Origin of the sequence: Dietzia sp. WMMA184, from assembly GCF_002441635.1 — a bacterium.
Classification (GTDB): domain Bacteria; phylum Actinomycetota; class Actinomycetes; order Mycobacteriales; family Mycobacteriaceae; genus Dietzia; species Dietzia kunjamensis.
In genome coordinates, this window is record NZ_NXEI01000001.1 from 1,452,563 (window position 1) to 1,478,393 (window position 25,831).

Here is a 25,831-nt window from a genome sequence, read left to right on the forward strand (position 1 = left end):
TGCCAGCACTCAAGGAAACCGCGTGCGGGTTCGCCGCCATCGGGGTCCGACGGGGATCGGAGAACGCTCGGCGCGGGCCTGCGCCGCGGGTAGGCTCACCCGCACCGCACGGACATCAACCGGACCACCCCCTCTGCCCGACCCGATCCCGATCGAGTACAGCGAGGCCCAGAAATGACCGCAGTCGCGCCCCCGGACATCGTCACCGCCGCAGTCGAGGGCGGGGAGGCGAAAGCCGACGCCCCGGGGTGGCAACTGGCCCTCCGCGGCTTCCTCGCCGTCTACCTGCTCGGCGCGGCCACCCTTCTGGCCGTCGTGGCCACCGAGGCGACCGGAGTGGCGATCCTCGGGGCCGTGCTCTTCCCACTGGGCCTCACCATGGTCGTCCTGCTCGGCTGGGAACTCGTCACCGGCGCCTACGGGCTGGTCCCGCTGGCCGCGATGGAGGGCCGCATCCGGGCGCGTGACTGCCTACGGATCTTCGGCTGGATGATCCTCGGGCACACTGTCGGCGGGCTCGCGGCGGCGTGGATGCTGACCTCCGTGCTCACCGGGATGGGGACCGAACCCGACGCCACCGGGGCCCGGGGCCTGGTGGACCTCGCAGTGGAGAAGACGGTGGCCTACAAGGAAGCCGGCGTCGTCACCGGACTCGGTTGGGTGACGTTGAGCGCCGTGCTGTGCAACTGGCTGGTCGCGCTCGGCGTGATCATGTCGTTCTCCTCCACGAGCACCTCGGGCAAGATCCTCGCCATCTGGCTGCCGATCCTCACGTTCTTCGCGCTCGGTTACGAGCACGCGGTCGTCAACCACTTCACGATCCCCGCGGGCATGATGCTCGGGGCCGATGTGAGCATCGCCGACTGGCTGCTGTGGAACCAGATCCCGGTGCATGTCGGTAACTTCATCGGCGGGATCACCCTCGCGGGGTTGGGACTGTACTTCGCGCAACGGACGCGGGTCGACCGCTCCCCCGGGGCACCGGCGGGCCATCCCAACCCACCCCGGGAGTGACCTCCTCGTATGCACCCACCCGAGAAGCCAGGGGATCGGCCCGACGGGCCGCGCCGCCGAACCGGGTCCGACGGCACGCCGGGATCGTTCCACCCTCCCGGGACCAACACACTGGCCGTCGTCGCCCTCGTGATCGCCGTCGCGAACGTGGTGTTCGGCTCGTTCCTCGGCCTGTTCGTGCCGCTGGTCCCGGCCGCCGTCGCGGTCGTCGTGGTCGCGATCGGACACACGTCCCTCAGGCAGATCACCCGCAGCGGCGAGGCCGGAAGGGAGATGGCCGTGTCCGCCCTCGTGATCGGCTACCTCTGCCTGGCCGCGGTCGCCGCGTTCCTGCTGATGGCGTTCACGTTCACCACCGTGGGGATGGCACTCCTCGGCTACTAGGCGACCTGGGTGACCTCGACCGGCAGCCCGGGGTCGGCCGCCACGGTCAGGGGGCTGGGGTCCGCGTCCGCGGCGAGGAGCGCGGAGGCGACCCCCACCACCATCGCGCCGTTGTCGGTGCACAACCGCGGCCGCGGGACGCGCAGGGTCAGGCCCGCGTCGGCACACCTGCTCGCGGCGAGGTCACGCAACCTCGAGTTGGCGGCGACCCCGCCACCCACGAGCAGGGTGTCCACGCCCAGGTCGGTGCAGGCCCGGACAGCCTTCATGGTGAGCACGTCGGCCACCGCCTCCTGGAACGAGGCCGCGACGTCCGCCACGTCGAGCTGCTCACAGTCGCGTTCGGCGGCCTCGATGCGTCGGGCGACCGAGGTCTTGAGCCCGGAGAAGGAGAAGTCGTGCCGGGCGTCGCGTGGTCCGGTCATCCCGCGCGGGAACGCGATCGCCGTGGGGTCACCGGTGCCCGCGAGCCGATCGATCACGGGCCCGCCCGGGTACCCCAGGCCGAGCAGCCGGGCCACCTTGTCGTAGGCCTCCCCGGCCGCGTCGTCGACGGTCGACCCGAGTTCGACGACCGGCTCGGTGAGCGAGCGGACGTGCAGCAGCTGGGTGTGCCCACCGGAGACCAGCAGGGCCACGCACTCGGGAAGCGGGTCACCGTCGAAGCCCGCGACGGCGACGTGGCCGACGAGGTGGTTGACGGCGTAGAACGGGGCCCCCCACGCGGCCGCATAGGCCTTGGCGGCGGACGACCCCACGAGCAGCGCCCCGGACAGGCCGGGTCCGATGGTGGCGGCGACGGCGTCCGGCCGCTCCAGCCCCGCCTCGGCGAGGGCGGCGCGAACGGTCGGCACGAGCGCCTCGAGGTGGGCGCGGGAGGCGATCTCCGGGACGACCCCGCCGAACCGGGCGTGCTCGGACATCGACGAGGCGACCACGTCGGACAGCAACTCGGCGCGGCCGTCGTCGTGCACGCGCGCGACGGCGACCCCCGTCTCGTCGCACGAGCTCTCGATCCCCATGACGGTTCTCACCGGTCGCTCACCTTCCCTGCGTCGTTCTGTCCTCGCGCTCCCGCCGGCCGCACCATGAGGTGCGCGTCGGCCCTGCTGGGCCGGTAGTACCGGGGACGCAGCCCCACCACCTCGAACCCGTGGGCCTCGTACAGGGTGCGGGCCGGGACGTTGTCGGTCCGCACGTCCAGCACCACCGGCGCCGCGTCCGCGTCCGCCACGTCGAGCATGCGGCGCAGCAGCGTGCGCCCGATCCCCCGCCCCTGGTGGGCCGGATCGACCCCGATGGTGTGCACCTCGTACTCACGATCCCCCTCGGGTCCGAGCACGGCCAGCACGGCGTAACCGACGAGGACCCCGTCCGCCCGCGCCGCGAAGCAGTGGGTGTGCCGGGAGCCGATCTCCGACAGGAACGCGGCGGCCGACCACGGACCGTCGGCGGGGAACAGCACCCTCTCGAGGTCGGCGCAGCGCATGGCGTCGTCGGCGACCAGATGGTCGTGCACGATCGCGTCCGGCGGCGTCCCGGTCACCGCCGGACCCCCCGCAGCGCGGTCGAGGGTGCGGCGCGCCGGGGCGGGACGGCGTCGGGCCGACGTAGGTAGAGCGGTTCCAGCGGCGCCGGGGCCGTGCCCGCGAGGAGGTCGGAGGCCGCGACGGTGACGAGGCCGGCGGGGTCGGGCGCGGTGACCGCCTCGAGGATCCCCGCGGCGGCGTGGCCGGCGGCGGTGACCTCTCCCAGGCGTACGGGGTCGCCGACCAGGTGGTCGACGCCGTCCGCGTCGATCCCGGCGGCGGGGCCCACCATGGGGCCCGAGGTCCGTGCGCCGTCCGCGGAGTAGCGGGCGTGGTAGGCCTCCCGGCGGCGGGCGTCGGTGACGACGACGAGGTCTCCGGTCGCCCCGGCGGCGCGCGCGGTGGCCGCGAGCCCGTCCAGCGAACACACCCCGTGGACCGGCCTGGAGATGGCGTCGGCGAATGCGGCTGCGGTCGCCATCCCGACGCGCAGGCCGGTGAACGGTCCCGGACCGATGCCCACGACCACGGCGTCGAGCTCGCGCGGCGTGAGGCCCGCGGCGGTGAGGCACTCGAGGATGTGCGGGGTGAGCAGCTCCGCGTGGGCGCGGGCGTCCTCGGTGACCCGCGTGGCCAGTGCATCCACCTGCGGGACCCGGTCGCCGGGCACGAGTCGGCACACCCCTGCGGTGACGAAGGGCGTGGAGGTGTCTACGGCGAGGACGAGCACGGGGTCAGGGTACCGCCGGGCCGGGTGCGGGACCGTCCGAGGCGTCCCGGCGCCAGCTCGCCGTCCGGACGTCGGTGCCGTCGGGCCGACGCAGGGTGACGACCAGTGGCGCCTCGACGAGGGAGTCGACGAATCCGGCGCCCCACTCGACGACCACCACGTCGCTGTCGAGTGCCGTGTCGAGGTCGAGCGATTCCAGTTCGTCGGCCAGGTCGGCCCTGGTCGGTTGCGGACCGTCCGGATCCTGGCCGCCGAGCAGTCGGTAGGCGTCGACGTGGACCAGCCCCGGACGGCCGGGCGTCGCCGGGGCGTGGCGACGGGCGATGACGAAGGTCGGCGAGGTGATGCGCCCGCGTACCCCCAGGCCGGCGGCGATCCCGGTGGTCAGCGCGGTCTTGCCGGCGCCGAGGGGGCCGTCGAGGATCACCACGTCGCCGGCCCGCAGGAGGCCGGCGAGCTCGGCGCCCAGTGCCCGGGTGTCCTCCGCCGTCGGCAGGTCGCGCTCCCCGGGGACGCGGATCGTCACGAGGCCCGGTCGTGGTCGGTGGACGGGGCCGTCTCCCCACCGGCGCCCCGGCCCGGCGGGGGCATGGCGGCGCGGCCCACGCCGTCGGCGCGGCGCTCCCGCTCCCGCCATTCGATGATCGCGTCGGCCACCAGGTCCCCCAGCACCTCGGACACGTGGGCGGGCTCCTCCAGCATCACCATGTGCCCGGCCCCCGGGACCACCACGAACTCGGCGTCCGGCAGTTCCTCGACGATGTCGACCGACCGGTCGAGCGGGGTGAGCAGGTCGCGGTCACCGCACAGGACGGTCGTGCGGACGTCCCGCAGGACGGGCACGGCGGCCGACTCGTCGTGCTGGGTGAGGGTCTCGAAGAAGTTGGCGATGGTCAGCACGTCGGTCGAGCCGATGAGTTTGTCCACGAACCGGGCGACGGTCGGGCTCATCGTGGCGGGGTCACCGAACGAGCCGCCGTAGATGAACGGCGAGATGAGCGCCCCGAGGGCCCGCCGACCGTTGGTGAACACCCCGGGACTCCGGCCTGCGAGACCGGCGAGCCGCGCGACGGATTTGTTGTCGAGCACCGCGCCGAGCCCCGCCTCGGAGAGCTCGGCCATCGCGGTGGAGACCAGCCCGGCCCCCAGGACGCGCTCCCGCACGGTCTCCGGGTGGCGCGCGGCATATCCCATGACCGTCATCCCGCCCATGGAATGCCCGATCACCACCACCGGACCGGTGGGTGCCGTCGCCGAGATGACGGTGTCGAGGTCCCGGGACAGCTGGTCGATGGTGGAGTTCTTCCGCGAACTCATCCCGCTCAGCCCGTGTCCACGCTGGTCGTAGAACACCATCCGGATCTCCGAGCCGAACCGGTCCGCGAGATGCCGCCGCTGGAAGTGCCAGCTGTCCATCGACAGGGTGTAGCCGTGGGCGAACACGACGGTCATCGGCGCATCGGTGGGGCCGGCCTCCCGCACCGCGAGCGGCACACCGTCGGAGGCTGCGACCATGGAGCCACGGTCCACTCCGAGTTCCCACATGTCCTCGCCGGCCCACGGGTCGTTGGCCCGTCGACCGGGCAGCAGCGTGACCACCGAACCGAGCGTGGCCGCACCGAGGGCTCCCAGGCCCGCACGCAGCCCTCCCGGGGTCCGGATATGCTCCCTGATCGCCTCGAGATCCCCGGGCGCGCCCCCCACGACCTCGGGTGGTCGGATCTCCACCGGCTCCTCGGCCGCGGACCGGGCCGGGCGTCTGGGCAGACGGATCCGGGGCCTTCCGCTGCGACCGGTCACCTCGCCGTCGTCGTCCTCGCTCATATCGCGGCCTCCCGCCCCCGGTCGGCACCGTGTGACGCACGAAGGACGTGGTGCCTCTCGGCACGCCCCCGCACGGCGGTGACCACCTCGTAGTGGATGGTGCCGACCGTCCTGGCCCACTCGGCGGCCGTGGGGCCGCCGTCGGCCCCGTTCCCGAACAGCACCGCGGTGTCCCCCACCCGGACCGGCGTCGCGGGCTCCGGTCCGAGGTCGACGACGAACTGGTCCATGCAGACGCGGCCGACGTTCGGATACCGGCGTCCGCCGATCGTGACGTCCATCCGGCCCGACAGCAGCCGCCACACCCCGTCGGCGTAACCGGCAGCGATCAGGGCAACGGTGGTGTCGTGCGGGGCGTGCCACGTGTGCCCGTAGCTCACGCCCTGACCGGCGGCCACGCGCCTCACCAGGAGGACCTCCGCCGAGAACGTCATGGCCGGGACCAGGTCGGCCTCCAGGCCCTCGACCGGGTTGAGACCGTAGAGCGCGATCCCCGGCCGGACCATCTCGAAACCGTCCTCGGGGCGGGTCAGGGTCGCCGCGGAGTTGGCGTGGTGGTTGACCGGGCACTCCAGCCCCCGGGCACGCGCGAGGGACACGCACTCGTGCAGCCGGGCCACCTGCAGGTCGATCACCGGGTTGCCCGGGTCATCGGCGTGGGCGAAGTGCGCCATCAGCCCCGTGACCTCGACAAGACCGCCGGCGGTCGCGGCGACCAGCCGCTCGAGGACCGCCGGCCAATCCTCCAACGCGATGCCCGACCGGGCGAGACCCGTGTCGATCTTGGGGGTGATCCGCGCGCGGCGGCCGGTACGTCGGGCGGCCTCGAGAACGGTGTCGAGGTGACCCGGGCTCGGGACGGCGAGGTCGATGTCGGCCTCCAGGGCCGACCGGACGTCATCGGACGCCGAGTAGAGCCACGCCAGGATCTCGGCCCCGATCCCCGCCGACCGCAGCTGCGTCGCCTCCGCGATGGTCGTCACGCCGAGGGCGTGCGCGCCACCCCGCAGTGCGGCCAGTGAGACCGGGACGGCCCCGTGACCATAGGCGTCCGCCTTGACCACGGCCATGACCCGCGCCCCGCGCGCAGCTCGGACCAGGACGCGACTGTTGTGCTCGATCGCGTCCAGATCGATCTCGGCGCGGCACGGCGCCGGGGGGACAACTGGACCCATTTCGTCAATACTGCCAAAAACCACCACCGGTGGGCGATTCACGCCCCCCGCAGGGCGGAGATCGCTCCCGGCACTGCTGCCAGTAGATCGGAGGCCCCGATCGGCGCACCCGCCCCTCCGTGCACGTGCGCCGCCCTCCGGGCCGCCTCACCGTGCGCGGTCGCGGCCGCGACCGCCGGCCACGCCAACGACTCCCCGGGAACGGAACCGCCCACCCCCCTGCCACCGACACCCATGCCACCGACACCCATGCCGCTCGCCAGCAGCGCGCCCGCCATCCCGGCCAGGACATCGCCCGAACCCGCTGTCGCGGCCCACGAGGAACCGACATCCACGGCGAACGTCGTCTCGCCGTCGTCTATCAGGGTGACCCGCCCCTTGAGCAGCACCGTCGCCCCGATCCCGCGCTCGCGCAGACCCGCGACGAAGCGGCGCAGCGCGCCGGGGCGGTCCCCGCGGTCCCATCCACCGGTGAGGCGGTCGAACTCGCCGGCATGCGGGGTGAGCAGTACGGGCGCGGTGGCGCTGCGCAGCAGCACGGGGTGGGTGGCGATGCAGGTGAGGGCGTCGGCGTCGAGGACGGTGGGCCGTCCCGTCGACAGGACCGCGTCGATGTCGGCCACCGCGTCGGTCCCCGTCCCGCCGCCCGGCCCCACCACCCACGCCTGGGCGGTGCCGGCCTCGGCCACCGTCGGGTGGCACACCACCTCCGGTCGGGCCGCGAGCACCGCCCCCGCGGCGGATCCGACGTACCTCACCATCCCCGACGTCGCCGCCACGGCGGCGGACGCACACAGCACCGCTGCCCCCGGATACCGGTCGGATCCAGCGCGCACGGCCACGACGCCCTGGGTGTACTTGTCGTCGGCCGGGCCGGGCACCGGCCACGTGCGCCCCACCTCGGCGCGGGAGTGGGCGACGACAGCGTTCGGACCGGCGCTCAGATAGTCCGGCACGCGCTCCTGCATCTGCAGACGACGCGCCTGCGCGGGATCCGTGGGATCGATGAGGCCGATATCCACCACCTCGACGCGGCCGCACACCGGCGAAGCCAGCAAGTGGGCCCGCCGCAGCAGCCCGAACGTCACGGTGAGGGTGGCGGGAACGTGGGCGTCGTGGACGGTGCCGGTGTCGGCGTCGACCCCGCTGGGCAGATCCACTGCGACCCACGGAACCCCGGCCGCGGCCAGGCCGTTGACGATCCGGTCGGCCGGCTGGCGCAGCGGTCCGCGTCCGCCCAGGCCCACCACGCCGTCGACGGCGACATCCGGGACCGGAAGACGAGAGCCCACCGACTCCGTGTCGTGGATCCGCCCGCCGACACGGCGCAGGGCGACCAGGCCGCGAGCGTGTGCGCGGTCCGGGTCGAGCATCACGGCGTCGACGCGACAGCCACGGGCCCGGAGCATCGCGCCGGCGTAGAGCGCGTCGCCCCCGTTGTCGCCGGCACCGACCAGCAACTGCACCGTCCGGCCATAGAGGCCCCCGGTGCGCTCCCTCAGTAGGACGGCGGTGTGGTGGGCCACCCCGGCCGCGGCACGGCGCATCACCGCATCCGGGTCCCCGGAGGCTGCGGCGGCGGCGATGAGCGGGCGCTCGGCATCCCTGATCTGCCCGACCGGGTGAGCGCGCCTCATTGCCGTGGCCCCCGCCGTCCTACTCGACCGTGACGGACTTGGCGAGGTTCCGCGGCTTGTCCACGTCGTACCCCCGCGCGGCCGCGACCTCGGCCGCGAACGCCTGGTACGGGATGGTGGCCAGCAGCGGCTGCAGGAGAGTGGTCGACGCCGGGATCGGGATGAAGTAGTCCGACAGCGGCCGGACGACGTCGTCACCCTCCTCGGCGATCACGATGGTCCGCGCGCCGCGGGCCCTGATCTCCTGGATGTTGCTCACCAGCTTCGAGTGCAGCACCCCGCGGCCCTCGACCGGCGGCATCACGATGAAGACCGGCAGGCCCTCCTCGATGAGCGCGATGGGCCCGTGCTTGAGTTCGCCCGCCGGGAAGCCCTCGGCGTGCATGTACGCGAGCTCCTTGAGCTTGAGCGCGCCCTCGAGGGCCGTCGGGTAGCCGACGTGGCGCCCCAGGAACAGCACCGACTTGGCGCCGGCGAGCTCCCGGGCGATCCCGCGGACCCGGTCGAGGGAGTCCACGACCTTCTGGATCTCGTGCGGCATCTGCTCGAGTTGACGGAACTCGGCGGCGACCTCGTCCGGGTACTTGGTGCCGCGGGCCTGCGCGAGCGCGAGGCCCACGAGGTAGTTGGCGGTGATCTGCGCCAGGTACGCCTTCGTCGACGCCACACCGATCTCGGGACCGGCGTGCGTGTACAGGACGGCGTCGGCCTCGCGCGGGATCTGCGAGCCGTTGGTGTTGCAGACGGCCAGGACGCGCGCCTTCTGGGACTTGGCGTGGCGGACCGCCTCGAGGGTGTCCGCGGTCTCGCCGGACTGGGAGATGGCCACCACCAGCGTGGAACGGTCCAGGACCGGGTCGCGATAACGGAACTCCGAGGCGATCTCGACCTCGCATGGCAGGCGCGTCCAGTGCTCGATCGCGTACTTGGCGACCATGCCGGAGTGATAGGCGCTGCCGCAGGCGACGATGAACACCTTGTCGATGTCCCTCAGGTCCTGGTCGGTCATCCGCTGCTCGTCCAACACGATGCGGCCGTTCTGGAAATGGCCCAGCAGCGTGTCGGCGACCGCCTGCGGCTGCTCGGCGATCTCCTTGAGCATGAAGTAGTCGTAACCGCCCTTCTCGGCGGCGGCGAGATCCCAGTCGATGTGGAAGGGGCGCCCCTCGCTGGGCTCACCGGCGAAGTCGGTGATCTCGTAGGAGTCGGCCCGCAACACCACGACGTTGTCCTGGCCGAGCTCGACCGCCTCGCGGGTGTGCTCGATGAACGCCGCGACGTCGGAACCGAGGAACATCTCGCCTTCGCCGACGCCCAGCACCAGCGGGGTCGAGCGGCGCGCGGCCACCAGGACGTCCGGGTGGGCCGCGTGACTGAAGACGAGGGTGAACGCGCCCTCGAGGCGGCGGAGCACGGTGCGGCACGCGGCGACGAAGTCGCCGCCGCTGCGGCCCGACTCCATCTCGCACCGCACCAGGTGGGCGGCCACCTCCGAGTCGGTGTCGGACTCCAGATCGACCCCGGCGGCCTCGAGCTCCGCGCGCAGCGGGGCGAAGTTCTCGATGATGCCGTTGTGCACGATCGCGACGTCGCCCGAGACGTGCGGGTGGGCGTTCCGGTCGCTCGGGCGACCGTGGGTGGCCCAGCGGGTGTGGCCGATGCCGGTGGTACCCGGGAACCCGCCCCCGCCCGCCGCCGTGAGCTCCGCCTCGAGGTTGGCGAGCTTGCCCTCCTTCTTCTCGACCCGGGAGGTGCCCGCGCCGTCGAGGACGGCGACACCAGCCGAGTCGTAGCCGCGGTACTCCATCCGCCGCAGGGCCTCGACGACGACAGGGAGGGCGGGCCTGTGCCCGACATATCCGACGATTCCGCACATGGCCGCTAAGTGTAGCCACGCAGTCCGGGGACCCTCGCCCCTTCGTCGCCCCCGAGGCGATACTGTGGCCATCGTGGCCAAGAAGACGAAGGAACTGCTCGCCCGGGTGTCCCGACGCGGCCCCTACGGTGTCGACAGGGGCGACCTCGGTTTCACCGGGACGCCGGGGGTCGTGTTCGTCCCCCGCGGCGCTCCGTCGCCGGCCCCGCTCGTGGGTTGGGCCCACGACTGGACCAGGGGGCCCGAGCACTACGTCGACACCCTCAAGCATCTCGCGTCGTGGGGGTTCGTGGTGGTGGCGCCCGCCTCGGACCGCGGCCTGAGGCCGAACCACCAGCACTACGCGGATCACCTGTCCGCCGCGCTGGAGGACGTCCTCCAGGCCACCCTGGGCCGTGGGGCCGTCCGGGCCGATCCACACCGGATCGCCGTGGCCGGGCACGGTCTCGGCGGCGGGGTCGCCGCGCTGCTGGCCTCCCAGCGCACCGACATCGACGGGGTGGTCATGGTCTTCCCCACCGAGACCGTGCCCTCGGCCGCCGATCGGGCGATGACCGTCGACGCCCCCGCCCTGCTGCTCTCGGGTGCGGGCGGGGTCCACTCCGAGGACGCCCGCGATCTGCAGCGCCTGTGGCGCGGCGACCTGGTACACCGACGCCTGGAGAAGGCGATCGAGACGGGTCTGGTCGAGCGCAACCCGCTTCTCGAGCGGGTCGGGTTGGCGGACCCCGACCTCCGCACCCATCGGGCCGTGCGCCCGCTGCTGGCGGGGTACCTGCTGGCCACCCTGACCGACGACGACACCTATGCCGCGTTCGCCGATCCGGAGGCGGAGTTCAAGGGCACCGTCACGGTCACCCACGAGATGCTCGACGAGGAGGCCGACGACCTGCTCGCCAGCGCCCCGCCGATGCTCAAGCTGGTCAAGTCCTTCACGAGCGGCTGATCGCCCTCCGGTGCCCGGTCGCCGGGGCCCGGCGCCGGAGAGCGCACGGGCCCGGACGGTCACACGGCGGCGACCACGCCCGCCAGGCGCTCGGCGACCTCGCCGGCCAGGTTCGCGTCCTCCGCCTCGACCATCACGCGGACGAGCTGCTCGGTGCCGGAGGGACGCAGAAGCACGCGGCCTGTGGAGCCGAGCCTGCGCTCCTCCCCCACCACGGCGTCACAGACCGCCCCGGATGCCACGACTGCGGCCTTGTCCTCGACCGGCACGTTGACGAGGACCTGCGGCAGCACGGTCATGACCCCGGCGAGCTCGGCCAGCGACTTGCCGGTCTCCGCCATGCGGGCCATGAGGCGCAACCCGGTGAGCACGCCGTCACCGGTGGTGGCGTGGGCGGGCAGCACGAGGTGCCCGGACTGTTCGCCGCCGAGGCTGTACCCACCCTCGCGCAGACGCTCGAGGACGTAGCGGTCGCCCACCTTGGTCTCGGTGATCTCGATCCCGGCCTCCCGCATGGCGACCTTGAGCCCCAGGTTGCTCATGATGGTGGCCACCAGTGTGTTGCCGACGAGTTCCCCGGAGTCGCGCATCGCCAGGGCCAGGATCGCCATGATCTGGTCGCCGTCGACAACCTCGCCGGAGGCGTCGATGGCCAGACACCGGTCCGCGTCGCCGTCGTGCGCCAGGCCCAGGTCGGCACCGTGCGCGCGCACCGCGGCGCGGACGTCGTCGAGGTGGGTGGAACCGCAGTTGTCGTTGATGTTGTAGCCGTCGGGGCTGGCGTGGATCTCGATCACCGTGGCGCCGGCCTCGCGGTAGGCACGCGGGGCCGCCGCGCTGGCGGCGCCGTTGGCGCAGTCGACGACGACGACGAGCCCGTCCAACCGGCCCGGCGTGGCATCGAGCAGGTGCCGGACATAGCCGTCCAGGGCGTCCTCCTGCGGCGCCCGCGAGATACGGCCGATCGCTGAGCCGGTCGGTCCGGTGATGGCACCGTCGGTGAGGGCGGCCTCGACACGGTCCTCCACCTCGTCGGCCAGCTTGTGGCCCCCGGCGGCGAAGAACTTGATGCCGTTGTCCGGCATCGCGTTGTGCGAGGCGGAGATCACGGCACCCAGCTCGGCCTCGTGCTGGGCCGTGAGGTGGGCGACGGCCGGGGTCGGCAACTCGCCCACGAGCAGGACATCGACGCCCTGACTCGCCAGGCCGGCGGCCAGGGCGGCCTCGAGCATCTCCCCGGAGACACGGGGGTCACGGCCGACGACGGCGACGGGCCGGGATTCGGCCCGGCGGGGCGACGGCTCGACCTCGGTCGCCAGGACCGCCGCGGCGGCCGCCCCCAGGCGCACGGCCAGGTCGACGGTGAGGGTCCGGTTGGCGAGTCCGCGGACCCCGTCGGTGCCGAACAGTCGCGTCATATCGTGTGGTCCTCCGGGGGTGGTGGTTCGCCCCGCCGCGGACGGTGGGCGTGAATGGCCGGGTCAGGATAACCCCGACCGACAGTGCAGTGGGCAAATGGACCGGAGCAGGCCCCGCATACGCAGGGGCCTGCTCCGGTGACGCGACCCGGGTGGATCAGCGCTTCGAGTACTGCGGGGCCTTACGGGCCTTCTTGAGGCCGGCCTTCTTGCGCTCGACGGCACGGGCGTCGCGCGTGAGGAAGCCCGCCTTCTTGAGCGCCGGGCGGTCGTCCGGCGAGTACTGGATGAGCGCGCGGGCGATGGCCAGACGCAGCGCGCCGGCCTGACCCGAGGGGCCGCCACCGTGGAGCAGTGCCACGATGTCGAACTGCTCGTCGCGCTCGACGAGGACCAGCGGCGACTTGACGAGCTGCTGGTGCACCTTATTCGGGAAGTACTCCTCGAGGGTGCGGCCGTTCAGGGTGAACTGGCCGGAACCGGGGAGCAGGCGCACGCGGGCGACGGCTTCCTTGCGACGTCCGACGGCCTGGGCCGGACCGGAGGTGACGGTCGACCCCAGCTGGGCGTCGGCGTCGGCGACGAAGTCGGTGCCACCGGCGTAGTCGGCCTCGCTGTAGTCCTCGGCGACCTCGGCGGCGAGGTCCGCCACCACGTCGTCGGCGACCTCGGCCTCGGGGGTGATGTTCTCGTCGGTCACTGGGCCACCTGCTTGATCTCGAAGGGCACGGGCTGCTGGGCGGCGTGCGGGTGATCGGGACCCGCGTACACCTTGAGCTTGGAGGCGACGGCACGGCCGAGCTTGTTGCTCGGCAGCATGCCCTTGACGGCCTTCTCGACGACGCGGTCGGGACGGGTGTCCATGGCCTTGCCCAGGGTCTGCGACTTCAGGCCGCCCGGGAAACCGGAGTGGCGGTGCTGCACCACGCGGTCACGCTTGTTGGACGAGATCGCGACCTTGTCGGCGTTGATGATGATGACGAAGTCGCCGGTGTCGGCGTTCGGGGCGAACTGCGGCTTGTGCTTGCCACGGAGGATGTTGGCGACCTGGACGGCGAGTCGACCGAGAACCACATCAGTGGCATCGATGACGTACCAGGCGCGCGTCACGTCCCCGGGCTTGGGGGTGTACGTGGACACAGGCGATACCTCTGTCTGTCTAGTGGGCTGCCGGCCGGGCGGGCGCCCTCCCCCTCGAACGGCGGCCGGTGGTGACCCGCGCGAGGTGGTCCACCGCCCCACCAGGGGACGACATGGACGCCGACGGTCAAGACTACCGGCCGGGACCACTCACTCCAAGTCGGCGATCACGATCCCCTGCCCATCGGTTAGACTCTCCCCGGTTCCCGCCCTCGTAGCTCAGTGGATAGAGCACGGCTCTCCTAAAGCCGGTGTCGGAGGTTCGATTCCTCTCGGGGGCACCACCCACAGCGGCCGGCCGTCACGGCCGCCGCGGGCGCGTCATCGCCGGAGAGTGGCGGAGAACGCGCTGGTCAGTGCCAGGATCGGCAATCCGATGAACAAGTGCACGATCGCGGCGGCCAGGCCGTCGAGGAACGGCACCGTGACCAGCAGCGGCAGTGCCACGGCGGCGACGATGAGCAGCCCGACGGTCCAGGAGTAGAACTGCTGGGGGTTGGCCGTGCCGACGAGCAGCAGGTACCAGAGCAGTCCGGCGAGGAGCGCGGCGACGGCCCCGTAGACCGCGTACATCGTGGGCGTGTTCCCGCCGTTGGCCCACTGGTGGCCGAAACGCGCGAACACCGCTTCCACGATCCATGCGATCAGCCATCCGGCGATGGCCGCCACAAGGGCGGTCGCGACCACGCTGCCGGCGAACTTGCCCACATCGAGGGCGGGGCCACGGCGCTTCGCCGCGGGCGCGGCGGCGTATCCCCCGTCGGCTCCGTAGCCGTCGTCATAGGCGGGGTCGTAGGCCTGGTCGTCGCCCATCCGCGAGTAGGCACGCGAGTCGGGCTGCTGCCCCATGCGTCGGGTCTGGTCGTCCTGTCCGGGATACATCTCTACCGCCTCCGAATCGGTGTGGTGCCCACCGAGGGTAGTCCCTCCCGGCCCACGACGAGGTCCGCCCGGTCGTCCGAGGACGACCGGGCGGACCCGGCGGGGGCCCGTGGTGGTGGGCCCGCCGAGGAGACGTCAGTGAGCGATGGTCTTCTCCACACCGACACCGGTGAGGGAACGGACCTCCATCTCCACCCGCTTCTCCGGGAACTCGTCCTTCTTCCCGATGAACGTGCCGACGATGCCCAGCAGGAACGCCAGCGGGATCGACACGATGCCCGGGTTCGAGAGCGGGAACAGGGAGAAGTCGACGCCCGTGATCATCGACTTCTCGCCACCGGAGACCGCCGGCGAGAGCGCGATCAGCACCAGGGTGCTGATGAGCCCGCCGTACATCGAGAACAGGGCGCCGGTGGTGTTGAACCGCTTCCAGAACAGCGAGTACAGGATCGTCGGCAGGTTCGCCGACGCGGCGATCGCGAAGGCCAGGGCGACGAGGAAGGCGATGTTCTGCCCCATGGCGCCGATACCCATGACGATCGACAGGAGCCCGATCACGACGACCGTGATCCGCGAGACCCGGAGCTGCGACTTCTCGGTGGCCTTTCCGTGCTTGATGACGCCGTTGTAGATGTCGTGGGCGAACGATGCGGACGCCGTGATCGCCAGCCCCGCCACCACCGCCAGGATCGTCGCGAAGGCGACCGCGGAGATGATGCCGAGGAAGATCTCACCGCCGAGGGCGAACGCGAGCAGTGGTGCCGCCGAGTTCACGCCACCGGGCGCGGCCTCGATGACCTCCGGTCCGACCATCGCCGCGGCACCGAAGCCGAGCACGAGGGTGAACAGGTAGAACCCGCCGATGAGGGCGATGGCCCAGGTGACGGACCGGCGGGCCTCCTTGGCGGTGGGGACCGTGTAGAAGCGCATGAGCACGTGGGGCAGGCCGGCGGTACCGAAGACGAGCGCGATCGACAGCGAGACGAAGTCCAGCTTGCTGGTCTCGGTGGCGCCGTACTGCAGACCGGGCTGCAGCAGATCCTTGCCCGAGTTCGCGACGGCTTCACCCAGGAGCGCGGAGAAGTTGCCGCGGGCGGCCACGAGAACCATGAGGCACATGATGAGGACGCCACTGACCAGCAGGACGGCCTTGACCATCTGGACGTAGGTCGTGCCCTTCATGCCGCCGACCAGCACGTAGACGATCATCAGCAGCCCCACGGCCGCGACGACGATCGCCTGCCCCGTGGAGTCGTTGATGTTCAGCAGGAGGGCGACGAGGCCACCCGCGCCCGCCATCTGGGCGATGAGATAGAACAGGCACACCGCGAGGGTGGCCAGGGCCGCCGCCATCCGGACGGGCCGCTGGTTGAGGCGGAAGCTGAGCACGTCGGCCATGGTGAACCGGCCGGTGTTGCGCATCAGCTCGGCGACGAGCATCAGGGCGACGAGCCAGGCGACGAGGAATCCGATCGAGTAGAGGAAGCCGTCGTAGCCGTTGATCGCGATGGCGCCGGCGATGCCGAGGAAGGATGCCGCCGACAGATAGTCACCGGCGATCGCGAACCCGTTCTGCGGACCGGTGAAGCTCGACCCACCGGTGTAGAAGTCCTTCGTCGACTTCGTGGACTTGGATGCCCTCAGGACGAGCGTCATCGTGATGACGATGAAGATCCCGAACACGACCATGTTGAGCAGCGTGCTGCCTACCTGCTCACCCGGCGTGAGTTCATTGATGTTGAGTAGCCAATCCATCAGACAGCCTCACCTTCCAGCTCGAGGCGGATGGATTCCGCACGGGGGTCGATCACGCGGTTGGCGAACCGGATGTAGAGGAACGTGATGAGGAAGGTGGTCACGAACTGCCCCAGCCCGATGATCAGCCCCCAGGTGATGTTTCCGAAGACCTTCGTGGCCATGAAGTCCGTGGCGTAGACGGCGAGGATGACATAGAGGAAATACCAGATGAGGAAGGCGACGGTCATGGGGAAGACGAACGCCCGGAACTTGCTGCGCAACTCCTGGAAGGCGGGGCTGGACTGCATCGCCGTGAACTCCGCCGTTCCCGGGGTTCGCCGCGATGCGCCCCCCGTCGGCGGATCAGTTGGTTGGGACACGGAGGTCCTCCGTTTCGGGTTCTCATCAGCGCACCCCTGTAGTGATGCGCCTCACAGATAGTGACGGAGGAAGTGTGACACGTAACACAAGTTCTCGACGAAGACTCTCAGGCAACGCGGTCGATTCCCTGGAAACCGGAGGATGCCGCACCCCCATCCGAGGGGGCAGCTACCTCTATCCGGGGTTAAGGGAGTCAGGCGCCGGGCGCCGCTCCGCGACGGCCCACCGCGTCGGCGAACACCCGCACGATCTCGTCGGGCGTCCGCGCGACGTGGCTGCTGCCGCCGGTCACCCGGGAGATCTCCGCCAGGGTGCCCGACGCGGCGTCGTCGAGCAGACTGATCGTCACGACGATCACCGGGCGCGACGGGGTGACCATGTCGCGTAGTCGGGCGAGGAACTCCCCTTCGTCGAGGTCCGAGGTGGCGTCGTCGGCCCCGTCGGAGATCACGATGATCGAATTGACCATGTTGGGGTCGTAGCCGGAGCGCACCTGGGCGTAGGCGTCGAGTACGGACCGGTAGAGGTCGGTTCCGCCGCCCACCAGACCGGGCAGGGCCGCCAGCGCGCCGCCGAGGGCCTCCCGGTGCGAACCGTCGGCGCCGGCCTCGTCGAGTCGTCGGAGTGGCGCGACCTCCGCGTAGGGCCTGCCATCCCGGCCGGCGGCCCCGCCGAACGCCCACAGCCCGAGAGCCGCGTCGTCGGGGAACTGCCCGAGGCCGGCGCCCGCCGTGGCGACCAGTGCCTCGATCCGGGTCCGGTCCGTACCCGGTATCCCGAATCCCATCGATCCCGAGGTGTCCACCAGGACGAGGGACCGCCCGGGCATCGCCAACACCCGCCACCGTCGGAGGACGCCGTGGAGGCGGTCGGGGTCGCGGACGACGAGCATCTCGATCTCGCCCACCCCTGACCCGTCCGCGAGGGGCGCGCGGTCCGCTTTCCGGAAACCGTCCGCCGAGAGGCCGTCGCGGTGGGCGGGCGAGGCCGTGGCGTCGCGGAGTGCTTCGGCGGCACCGGCGACCTCGGCTCGCCGGGTCGGGTCCTGGGTGGTCACCGCCAGCGGGTACCCGAGGAACACCGCCCCGGTGGCGGGAGCGGCGATCTGGAGTCCCGCGTGCGGGGCCTCACGCCGGGCGAGCACCGCCTCACGCTCCGTCACGATCGTCGCGCCGCCCCCGGAGACCACCCTGTCCAGCATCTCGCGCGATGTCGGGGGAACCTCCATGCGGCTCATCTGCCCCTGCGCCAGGATCGCCATGGACGCGCCCAGTGCGTCCGCGGTCGACCGCATGATCTCCACCTCGGACGCGGCGGCGAGGATCGGCGCGTCCGCGATCCCGGACCGGACGGGATCGCCCATCATCAGTCCCGGGGTCGCCAGGGCGGAGGTCCACGTCGACATGTCGACCGGGGTGTCGCGGGACGCGATGACCACCGGGGTGGACGCGAGCGAGTTCACCACCGTGTCGAAGGGGATCTGCACGTCCCGCGACAGTTGCGCGAGCCGCACCGCCGAGTCCGGAACCCAGATGTCGGGGAGCGCCTCACGGGAGGCGACACGCCCGGCGAGGTCAGCCGACGAGACAGGGGCGACCTCGAAGGAATAGCACCCGTCGGCATCCTCGGCCAGGGCATCCACGTGGTCGGCGATCTCGGGCTCGGCGGCGACACTGATCCGGAGGTCGTCTCCACAGAATCCACCGACACCGGCCCGGGAGAGCCCGGCGAGCACCAGTACCGCGACGAGCACGACCGCGAGGAGCGCGGCTCCCACGAGGACGACCCTGCGGGCCGTCGGATTCCCACTCTGCGGCGACGCACTGTGCCTGGCCATCGCTGGCGTTCCCCCTGGATGTCATTTACCCGGGGCCGTGCCAGACGCCCACGTCAGGCGGATCCGGGTCGGGCGCTGGAATCGTACCCGGGCCGGGGTCCACGTGGGGCCGACACGTGGGAGCCGCCGCGGCGCGCCCCACCGCTGGTGTGGCGCGTCAGCGTCCGCGGAAGACGGGGGGCCTCTTCTCGGCGCGCGCGGCCCGGGCCTCGGCCATGTCCTCACTGCCCCAGGCCCGGAGCTGGAGCTCGGTGTGCTCGTCCCGCGGGAGCAGCCGGGCGTCGTCGTCGTTGATGACGGTCTTGATGTGCCGCAGGCTCAGCGGCGCCGAGCGGGCGAGCTCCGCCGCGAGCTCCATCGCCGAATCCATGTCACCGATCTCGTTCGCCAGGCCGATCCGGGCCGCCTCCTCCGCGCCGACGGGGCGCGCGGTCATGAGGACCGAGCGGGCGTGCCCGCCGCCGACGACGTTGGCGAGCCGCTTGATCGTCCAGTTGTCGAGCGCCAGCCCCACCTTGACGACCGGGACGGCGAAGACCGCGCCCGGTGCCACCACCCGGAGATCCGCGGCCAGGGCGAGCTGCACACCGGCGCCGACGGCCGGTCCGTTGACGGCTGCGATGACCGGCACGGGGGCCGATTCGACGGCCCGGAGCATGCCGGCGTGGCAGTCGTAGAAGTTCGAGTTGTACACCCCGCCGGACAGGTCGGCCCCGGCGCAGAACGCGGTTCCCGCGCCCGTGATGACGATCGCCCGGACCGGATCCTCGGACTCGGCCTCCGCCCCGGCGGCCTCGACGGCCTCCCGCAGCGCGGTACACACCTCGGCGTCCAGGGCGTTGCGGGTCTCGTGACGGTCGATGGTGACGACGACGACTGCGTCGTCCCTGCGGGTGACGATCATGGCGACGGGGCCTCCTCTGCGGGACGGGGGGTGCGGCGGCGCACCCCTGCGCCGAGGATACCGGCTGGTAGTCGCCCCCACCGTACGATGCGGTCATGGCGCGAACGGGAGCACTGCAGATCCTCGACCTGGTCCTCGATGACGGTTCGTTCCGACCGTGGGACGGCGCTCCGGTACGCCCGCCCCACGTGGACTCGGTGCCCGGGTACGAGGACTCCCTGCGGCGGGCGGCGGAGAAATCGGGAGTGGACGAGTCCGTCATCACCGGCGAAGGAACCCTGCTGGGTCGACGCGTGGTGCTCATCGCATGCGAGTTCGATTTCCTCGCCGGCTCCATCGGGATCGCCGCCGCCGAGAGGATCGTCTCGGCGATCGAACGGGCGACCGCCGAGGGCCTGCCCATCCTCGCCTCCCCCACCTCCGGTGGGACCCGGATGCAGGAGGGCACGATCGCATTCCTGCAGATGGTCAAGATCTCGGCCGCGGTGGCGGGACACAAGACCGCTGGCCTGCCCTACCTCGTCTATCTGCGGCACCCCACCACCGGCGGCGTGTTCGCGTCCTGGGGCTCACTGGGGCACGTGTCCGTCGCGGAACCCGGAGCACTCATCGGGTTCCTCGGACCCCGCGTGTACGAGGCCCTCTACGACGCCCCCTTCCCCGACGGCGTCCAGGTCTCGGAGAACCTCGCACGCCGCGGGATGATCGACGGTGTCCTCCCTCCCGAGGGCCTGCGGGACCTCACCGCGCGGGCGTTGCGGGTGCTGTGCCAGGACCCGCCCTCCGACGACGAGCCGGCCCCACCGCCCGGCCCCGTACCCGAGCCGGAGCCCGACGACGGCACCCCACCCGACGCCTGGGACGCCATCACCCGGTCCCGCCGGCACGACCGCCCGGGCGCCCGCGCCTTCCTCGACCGGGTCGCACCCACCCGCGTCCCGCTGTCGGGGACGGGGCAGGGAGAGGACAGTGGGTCCCTCCTGCTCTCCCTGGCGCGCTTCCGGGGCCAGTCCGCGGTCGTCCTGGCCCAGGACCGCGATGCGGAGAACGAGACGAGCCCGCTCGGTCCGTCCGCGTTGCGGTCGGCCCGCCGTGGGATGCGGATCGCGGCGGAGATGGGCGTTCCGCTGGTGTTGCTCATCGATACCCGGGGGGCCGCGCTGTCCCGGGAGGCGGAAGAGGGCGGCCTCGCGGGCGAGATCGCCCGGAGCCTCGCGGACCTGGTCACGCTGTCCAGCCCGACCGTCTCGGTGATACTCGGCCAGGGCACCGGCGGGGCCGCCCTCGCGCTGCTCCCGGCCGACCGGGTCCTGTGTGCACGGCACGGGTGGCTCGCACCGCTCCCGCCCGAGGGCGCCAGCGCCATCCTCCACCACGAGACTTCCCGGGCGCCGGAGGTCGCCCGATCGCAGGGGATCACCTCCGCCGACCTGCTGGGAGCCGGGATCGTGGACGTGGTGGTCCCGGAGAGGCCCGACGCCGCCGACGAACCGGAATCCTTCTGCGACCGGATGGCCGATGCCGTCGCCGCGGCCCTCCTCGAGGTCCGCAGGCGCCCCCCTGAGCGGAGGTATGCCGAGCGGATGATGAGGTATCGGGAGCTCGGCCTGCCACTAGAGTGAGTCCTGTCACAGCCCGTCGGCCCGGCCGGCGGGCACGCTCCCACCTGTGAGGGGAACTCCCGATGACGGACTCCACCGCCTCGTCCTATGCCGCCGCCCACCGGCTCTCGATCAGCGATCCCGACGCGTTCTGGCTCGACGTCGCGGCGGATATCGACTGGACCACGCCTCCGACCACGGCGGTCGACCGCTCTCGCCCGCCGTTCTACCGCTGGTTCCCGGACGGGGAGCTGAACACCTCCTACAACTGCGTGGACCGCCACGTCGAGGCGGGCCGGGGGGACCAGGCCGCGTTCATCTACGACTCCGCCGTGACCGGGGTGAAGGAGACCATCACCTACGCCCAGCTGCTGGACCGGGTCGAGGAGTTCGCCGGAGCGCTGGCCGCCGAGGGCGTCGGGCGGGGCGACAGGGTCGTCATCTACATGCCCATGGTTCCCCGCGCGGCCGTCGCGATGCTCGCGTGTGCCCGGCTCGGTGCGGTGCACTCCGTCGTCTTCGGGGGCTTCGCCGCCCCGGAGTTGGCGATTCGTATCGACGACGCGCGCCCGAAGGTCATCGTCACCTCCCACGGCGGGATCGAGCCGACCCGCAAGGTGCCGTACTTCCCCATGGTGACCAAGGCTCTCGAACTCACCCGGCACACCCCCGGCGCCGTGATCGTGGCCCCGCGTCACGAGCAGTTCCCCGACGAGGCCTTCCCGGAGACGCCGGGCACCACCTGGAGCTACTGGGATGACGCCGTCGCCGCGTCCGAGCGGGCGGCCCCGGTGCCCGTCAAGGCCACCGACCCCCTGTACATCCTCTACACCTCCGGTACCACGGGCCTGCCCAAGGGCGTCATGCGGGACAACGGTGGCCATGCGGTCGCGCTCGCGTGGTCGATGTGGAACGTCTACGGGGTCCGGCCGGGTGAGGTGTGGTGGACCGCCTCGGACGTGGGCTGGGTGGTCGGCCACTCGTACATCGTCTACGCACCGCTGTTGATCGGTGCGACGTCCATCATCTACGAGGGCAAGCCGGTCGGCACGCCGGATGCCGGTGCCTTCTGGCGGGTCATCTCCGAGCACCGTGCCACCGCGCTCTTCACCGCCCCGACCGCCGTCCGCGCGGTGCGCAGGGAGGATCCGGAGGGCGCCGAGGTCGACAAGTACGACCTGTCCTCCCTGCGCACGCTGTTCTGCGCGGGTGAGCGCCTGGACCCCGACACCTACCAGTGGGCCACCGACAAGCTCGGCACGCCGGTGGTGGACAACTGGTGGCAGACCGAGACAGGGTGGCCGATCGCGTCCAACCTGCGCGGTCTGGAGCCGATGCCGATCAAGGCGGGCTCGCCCACCGTCGCCGTGCCCGGGTACGACCTGCACGTTCTCGACGGCGAGGGCAACCCGCTGCCCGCGGGCGAGGAAGGCAATCTCGCGATCAAGCTGCCCATGGCACCGGGGACGCTGGCGGGGCTGTGGGAGGACGACGAACGGTTCGTCTCCTCGTACATGTCGGTCTTCGACGGGTACTACTCGACCGGGGACGGCGGGTACATCGACTCCGACGGCTACGTCTACGTGATGGGCCGGACCGACGACGTGATCAACGTGGCCGGCCACCGCCTGTCGACCGGGTCGATGGAGGCCGTCATCGCGACCCACCCCGCCGTGGCGGAGGCCGCCGTGATCGGGGTCAGGGACGAGCTGAAGGGCCAGCGGCCCGTCGGGTACGTGGTCCTCAAGTCCGGCCAGGTCCGGGACCCCGAGGAGCTGCGGGCCGAGCTGGTGGCGATGGTGCGTGACGAGATCGGGGCGGTGGCCACGTTCCGGGACTGCACGGTGGTCCAGGGGCTGCCCAAGACCCGGTCGGGCAAGATCCTGCGCAAGACCATGCGGCAGATCGCCGACGGCCAGCAGGACGTGGTGGTGCCCTCGACGATCGAGGACCCGGCCGTGTTGGACGCGCTGGCACCTTTCCTGCGACCGAGGAAGTAACCCGGACCTACGCGCCGGTTCTGCACGGCTGCGCGGGGGTGCGCGTCCGCCTGGGACCAGTCCGGGCGCGTAGCCCCCGTCTATGCGGGCAGAACGGGCACACACCCCGGGCTCCCCCCGGTGCGCGTCAGCCCGGGCGAGGCGTGCGACGTCCGCCCCGCCATCTCCGCCCTGCCGGCCCCCCTACCGACGCCGATCGCCCCGCCCTCCGTGGGGAGGACGGGGCGATCGGGTCTCCCGGCTACGGGAGGAGGGCTCAGGCGTTGAGCAGGTCGATGACGAACACCAGGGTCTTGCCGCCGAGCGGGTGCAGCGCCGCGGAGGTGCCGTAGGCCTTGTCCGGCGGGATCACCAGCTGGCGGCGACCGCCGACCTTCATCCCCGGGATCCCCTCCTGCCAACCCTGGATCAGGCCGTTGAGCGGGAAGGTGATGGACTCGCCGCGGTCCCAGGAGGAGTCGAACTGCTCACCGGTCTCGTAGTCGACCCCCACGTAGTGGACGGTGACGTTGCCGCCGGCGACCGCCTCGGCACCGTCCCCCACCGTGATGTCCTCGGCGACGAGGTCGGTGGGCGCGGGGCCCGTCGGCATGTCGATCTCGGGCTTGTCCATGGTGTCTCCTCCTGGAGTCAGGTTCCCGGGTTCAGCGCTGGCTGATCGGGGTGAAACTCCGCTCGGCCGGGCCGGTATAGACCTGACGCGGGCGGTTGATCTTGGTGGACGGATCCTCGCGCATCTCGCGCCAGTGCGCGATCCACCCGGGCATACGGCCGAGCGCGAACAGCACGGTGAACATCTCCGTCGGGAAGCCCATCGCGCGGTAGATCAGGCCGGTGTAGAAGTCCACGTTCGGGTAGAGCTTGCGCTCGACGAAGTAGTCGTCGGCGAGCGCCGTCTCCTCGAGCTTGAGCGCGATCTCGAGCAGCGGGTCGTTGCTCTGCGACAGCAGCGCGTGCGCGTGCTTCTTGGCGATCTGCGCGCGCGGATCGTAACTCTTGTAGACGCGGTGGCCGAAGCCCATCAGCTTGACGCCGTCGACCTTGTTCTTGACCCGGTCCATGTAGTCGGTGGCGTCGCCGCCCTCCGAGTCGATCCGCTCGAGCATCTCCAGCACGGCCTGGTTGGCGCCACCGTGCAGCGGACCGTACAGCGCGTTGATGCCCCCGGTGATCGAGGCGTAGAGCGGGGCCTCGGAGGAACCGACCATGCGGACGGTGGAGGTGGAGCAGTTCTGCTCGTGATCGGCGTGCAGCACGAGGAGCATGTCGAGGGCGTCGGCGACCTCGTCGGTGACCTCGTAGTCCGGGCCGAACGTCATCCGCAGGAAGTTGCGGACGTACCCGAGCGACGGGTCCGGGTCGATGGCGTCCTTGCCGCCCCGGATGCGCTCGATCGCGGCGGCCAGGGTCGGGCCGCGTCCGAGGAGTCGGGCGGTGGCCAGGTCGACGGCCTTGGGGTCGTCGATGTCCAGGTCGTCACCGTGGGTCCCGAAGAGGCTCACGCCGGCCGACAGGACGGGCATCGGGTGGGTGTCCCGGGGGAAGGCCTGCAGCAGCGGCATCATCTGGCCGGGCAGCGTCGTCTCGGCGAGCACCTTCTCGGTGAACTCGGCGAGCTGGGCCTCCGTGGGGTCCTCACCGTAGATGAGCAGGTACGAGACCTCCAGGAAGGACGCGTTGTCGGCGAGCTGGTCGATCGGGTACCCGCGGTGACGGAGGATGCCCTCGTTGCCGTCGATGTAGGTGATCGAGGAGGTGCAGGCGGAGGTGTTGACGAACCCGACGTCCAGGGTCGTCATCCCCGTCTTCGCCAGCAGGGAACCCAGCTGCACCGCGTCGCTTCCGCAGGTCGCTTCCACCACATCGAGTTCGAGCTCACCGCCGGGGTAGGACAGTGTTGCATTGCGGTCCGAACCGTTCGAGCCTGCGGTCACGCGATTCCCTCTCCGACGACTGGTCCCGGCGGCCTGAATCCCGCCACGAATGTGCTGTGCCACACCCTACCGTGAGGGCGGACCACGGTTCGAAGGGAGTTCTCAGACGCTCCCCCCACGGCCCCACAGCCTGTCTGGACGCGGGTGGTCAGGGCTGGAGCCTGCGGGCCGTCCACGTCTCCCCCGCCAGGAGGCACTCGACGCGGTCGTGGAAGCGGTCCGGACCGCCCTGCCAGAACTCGACCCGTTCGGGCACCAGCCGGAACCCGCCCCATCTGTCCGGCATGGGGATCTCGTCGACGCCCGCCAGTCGCCGCTCCGCGGTCGCGTACAGCGACTCCAGCTCCTCGACGGATTCGGCCGGTCGGGACTGCTCCGAAGCCCACGCCGAGACCTGCGACCCCCGGGGCCGCGTGCGCCAGTAGTCGAGGCTGTCCGCCCGGTCGACCGGATGGCACGGACCCTCGATGTGGACCTGACGCTCGGCGACCAACCACGGGAAGGTCACCGACGCGTACCCGGTCTCCGCCAACTGCGTGCCCTTGCGGGACGTCGTCGTCGTGAAGAACGTCACCCCCCGCTCGTCGGCGCCCTTGCACAGCACCGTCCTGGTCGAGGGCCGGCCGTCGGCACCGACGGTGCCGAGCACCATCGCGTTGGGCTCACGGACACCTCGGCGCCCCGCCTCCTCCAACCACGCGGTGAACAGCGGCAGCCACCCGTCGTCCAGGTCGGCGACGTCCAAGCGCGGATGCAGGCCGTACCCGACCCGCATCACGTCGAAATCGGCCGGTTCCAGGGCGGGTTCCTCCATGACCCAGACGGTACTCCGGGCCACGGACGGGCCGGACTACGATGGACCACGTCCCACACCCCGACCGA

Annotated in this window: 24 protein-coding genes and 1 tRNA gene; 6 read left to right on the forward strand and 19 right to left on the reverse strand. The window is 71.5% G+C overall.

Annotated features, from left to right (window positions below):
• The first annotated feature begins 174 nt into the window (after positions 1–174).
• A complete protein-coding gene (locus CK206_RS06685; protein ID WP_096905924.1) occupies positions 175–1,014 on the forward strand; it encodes a formate/nitrite transporter family protein in 840 nt (279 codons plus the stop codon).
• 9 nt (positions 1,015–1,023) lie between these two features.
• The gene (locus CK206_RS06690; RefSeq protein WP_096905925.1) at positions 1,024–1,398 is read left to right on the forward strand and encodes a DUF4190 domain-containing protein; all 375 of its coding nucleotides are present in this window, start codon (positions 1,024–1,026) and stop codon (positions 1,396–1,398) included.
• Here CK206_RS06690 and tsaD read toward each other — a convergent pair.
• The 8 genes from tsaD to glmS are packed head-to-tail and all read right to left on the reverse strand — an operon-like array spanning position 1,395 to position 10,169.
• Entirely contained in the window at positions 1,395–2,420 is a 1,026-nt protein-coding gene (gene tsaD, locus CK206_RS06695) for a tRNA (adenosine(37)-N6)-threonylcarbamoyltransferase complex transferase subunit TsaD (RefSeq protein WP_096905926.1), read from the reverse strand. The two genes, CK206_RS06690 and tsaD, sit on opposite strands and share 4 nt — an antisense overlap.
• Before the next feature lie 8 nt (positions 2,421–2,428).
• Positions 2,429–2,887, reverse strand: coding sequence for a ribosomal protein S18-alanine N-acetyltransferase (rimI, locus tag CK206_RS06700; RefSeq protein WP_096907332.1), 459 nt, complete (start codon positions 2,885–2,887; stop codon positions 2,429–2,431).
• Between the two features lie 53 nt (positions 2,888–2,940).
• Complete coding sequence (gene tsaB, locus CK206_RS06705) at positions 2,941–3,657, reverse strand: tRNA (adenosine(37)-N6)-threonylcarbamoyltransferase complex dimerization subunit type 1 TsaB (RefSeq protein ID WP_096905927.1); 717 nt, start codon at positions 3,655–3,657, stop codon at positions 2,941–2,943.
• Positions 3,658–3,661: 4 nt separating this feature from the next.
• Positions 3,662–4,183: a tRNA (adenosine(37)-N6)-threonylcarbamoyltransferase complex ATPase subunit type 1 TsaE gene (locus tag CK206_RS06710; protein ID WP_254050506.1), complete on the reverse strand. Its 522-nt coding sequence runs from the start codon at positions 4,181–4,183 to the stop codon at positions 3,662–3,664.
• The gene (locus CK206_RS06715; protein WP_254050507.1) at positions 4,180–5,481 is read right to left on the reverse strand and encodes an alpha/beta fold hydrolase; all 1,302 of its coding nucleotides are present in this window, start codon (positions 5,479–5,481) and stop codon (positions 4,180–4,182) included. Before CK206_RS06715 ends, CK206_RS06710 begins: the two co-directional genes overlap by 4 nt.
• The gene (gene alr, locus CK206_RS06720; protein ID WP_371607071.1) at positions 5,478–6,665 is read right to left on the reverse strand and encodes an alanine racemase; all 1,188 of its coding nucleotides are present in this window, start codon (positions 6,663–6,665) and stop codon (positions 5,478–5,480) included. The genes CK206_RS06715 and alr overlap by 4 nt, the downstream gene beginning before the upstream one ends.
• Before the next feature lie 29 nt (positions 6,666–6,694).
• On the reverse strand, positions 6,695–8,293 hold the full coding sequence (locus CK206_RS06725; RefSeq protein ID WP_096905930.1) for a bifunctional ADP-dependent NAD(P)H-hydrate dehydratase/NAD(P)H-hydrate epimerase: 1,599 nt from the start codon (positions 8,291–8,293) through the stop codon (positions 6,695–6,697).
• A gap of 19 nt (positions 8,294–8,312) precedes the next feature.
• Positions 8,313–10,169, reverse strand: a complete 1,857-nt coding sequence (glmS, locus tag CK206_RS06730; RefSeq protein WP_096905931.1) for a glutamine--fructose-6-phosphate transaminase (isomerizing) — start codon at positions 10,167–10,169, stop codon at positions 8,313–8,315.
• A 73-nt stretch (positions 10,170–10,242) separates the two neighbouring features.
• Between glmS and CK206_RS06735 the strand changes: the two genes are divergently transcribed.
• The gene (locus CK206_RS06735) at positions 10,243–11,115 is read left to right on the forward strand and encodes a dienelactone hydrolase family protein (protein ID WP_254050508.1); all 873 of its coding nucleotides are present in this window, start codon (positions 10,243–10,245) and stop codon (positions 11,113–11,115) included.
• Between the two features lie 59 nt (positions 11,116–11,174).
• On the opposite strand, the gene glmM is transcribed toward CK206_RS06735, so the two are convergent.
• The 3 genes from glmM to rplM all read right to left on the reverse strand — a co-directional run bounded on the left by glmM (position 11,175) and on the right by rplM (position 13,673).
• Positions 11,175–12,533, reverse strand: a complete 1,359-nt coding sequence (gene glmM / locus CK206_RS06740) for a phosphoglucosamine mutase (RefSeq protein ID WP_096905933.1) — start codon at positions 12,531–12,533, stop codon at positions 11,175–11,177.
• Positions 12,534–12,690: 157 nt separating this feature from the next.
• The gene (rpsI, locus tag CK206_RS06745) at positions 12,691–13,233 is read right to left on the reverse strand and encodes a 30S ribosomal protein S9 (protein ID WP_069389715.1); all 543 of its coding nucleotides are present in this window, start codon (positions 13,231–13,233) and stop codon (positions 12,691–12,693) included.
• Positions 13,230–13,673 carry a 50S ribosomal protein L13 gene (gene rplM, locus CK206_RS06750; protein WP_007627425.1) on the reverse strand — a complete coding sequence of 148 codons (444 nt, stop codon included), beginning with the start codon at positions 13,671–13,673 and terminating at the stop codon, positions 13,230–13,232. Before rplM ends, rpsI begins: the two co-directional genes overlap by 4 nt.
• Positions 13,674–13,881: 208 nt before the next feature.
• Here rplM and CK206_RS06755 point away from each other — a divergent pair.
• Positions 13,882–13,957, forward strand: a tRNA-Arg gene (locus tag CK206_RS06755).
• A 37-nt stretch (positions 13,958–13,994) separates the two neighbouring features.
• Here CK206_RS06755 and CK206_RS06760 read toward each other — a convergent pair.
• The 5 genes from CK206_RS06760 to CK206_RS06780 form a co-directional block, all read right to left on the reverse strand.
• Positions 13,995–14,555 (reverse strand): hypothetical protein, encoded by a 561-nt coding sequence (locus tag CK206_RS06760; protein WP_067712632.1) that lies wholly within the window; start codon positions 14,553–14,555, stop codon positions 13,995–13,997.
• 135 nt (positions 14,556–14,690) lie between these two features.
• Positions 14,691–16,310 (reverse strand): cation acetate symporter, encoded by a 1,620-nt coding sequence (locus CK206_RS06765; protein WP_069389713.1) that lies wholly within the window; start codon positions 16,308–16,310, stop codon positions 14,691–14,693.
• Positions 16,310–16,600: a DUF485 domain-containing protein gene (locus CK206_RS06770; protein WP_067712641.1), complete on the reverse strand. Its 291-nt coding sequence runs from the start codon at positions 16,598–16,600 to the stop codon at positions 16,310–16,312. The genes CK206_RS06765 and CK206_RS06770 overlap by 1 nt, the downstream gene beginning before the upstream one ends.
• 266 nt (positions 16,601–16,866) lie before the next feature.
• Positions 16,867–18,450: a substrate-binding domain-containing protein gene (locus CK206_RS06775; protein ID WP_241504700.1), complete on the reverse strand. Its 1,584-nt coding sequence runs from the start codon at positions 18,448–18,450 to the stop codon at positions 16,867–16,869.
• A gap of 217 nt (positions 18,451–18,667) precedes the next feature.
• Complete coding sequence (locus tag CK206_RS06780) at positions 18,668–19,414, reverse strand: enoyl-CoA hydratase (protein WP_096905935.1); 747 nt, start codon at positions 19,412–19,414, stop codon at positions 18,668–18,670.
• Between the two features lie 95 nt (positions 19,415–19,509).
• Between CK206_RS06780 and CK206_RS06785 the strand changes: the two genes are divergently transcribed.
• Together CK206_RS06785 and CK206_RS06790 are read left to right on the forward strand one after the other, a co-directional pair.
• Complete coding sequence (locus CK206_RS06785) at positions 19,510–21,036, forward strand: carboxyl transferase domain-containing protein (protein ID WP_069389711.1); 1,527 nt, start codon at positions 19,510–19,512, stop codon at positions 21,034–21,036.
• A gap of 62 nt (positions 21,037–21,098) precedes the next feature.
• The gene (locus CK206_RS06790; protein ID WP_096905936.1) at positions 21,099–23,015 is read left to right on the forward strand and encodes a propionyl-CoA synthetase; all 1,917 of its coding nucleotides are present in this window, start codon (positions 21,099–21,101) and stop codon (positions 23,013–23,015) included.
• Between the two features lie 256 nt (positions 23,016–23,271).
• Here CK206_RS06790 and CK206_RS06795 read toward each other — a convergent pair whose 3' ends face one another.
• From CK206_RS06795 to pdxH, 3 genes are all read right to left on the reverse strand, one after another.
• Complete coding sequence (locus CK206_RS06795; protein ID WP_067712656.1) at positions 23,272–23,628, reverse strand: FKBP-type peptidyl-prolyl cis-trans isomerase; 357 nt, start codon at positions 23,626–23,628, stop codon at positions 23,272–23,274.
• A gap of 31 nt (positions 23,629–23,659) precedes the next feature.
• Positions 23,660–24,949, reverse strand: a complete 1,290-nt coding sequence (locus CK206_RS06800; protein ID WP_096905937.1) for a citrate synthase — start codon at positions 24,947–24,949, stop codon at positions 23,660–23,662.
• Between the two features lie 148 nt (positions 24,950–25,097).
• Entirely contained in the window at positions 25,098–25,763 is a 666-nt protein-coding gene (pdxH, locus tag CK206_RS06805) for a pyridoxamine 5'-phosphate oxidase (RefSeq protein ID WP_082923705.1), read from the reverse strand.
• Positions 25,764–25,831 lie beyond the last annotated feature (68 nt).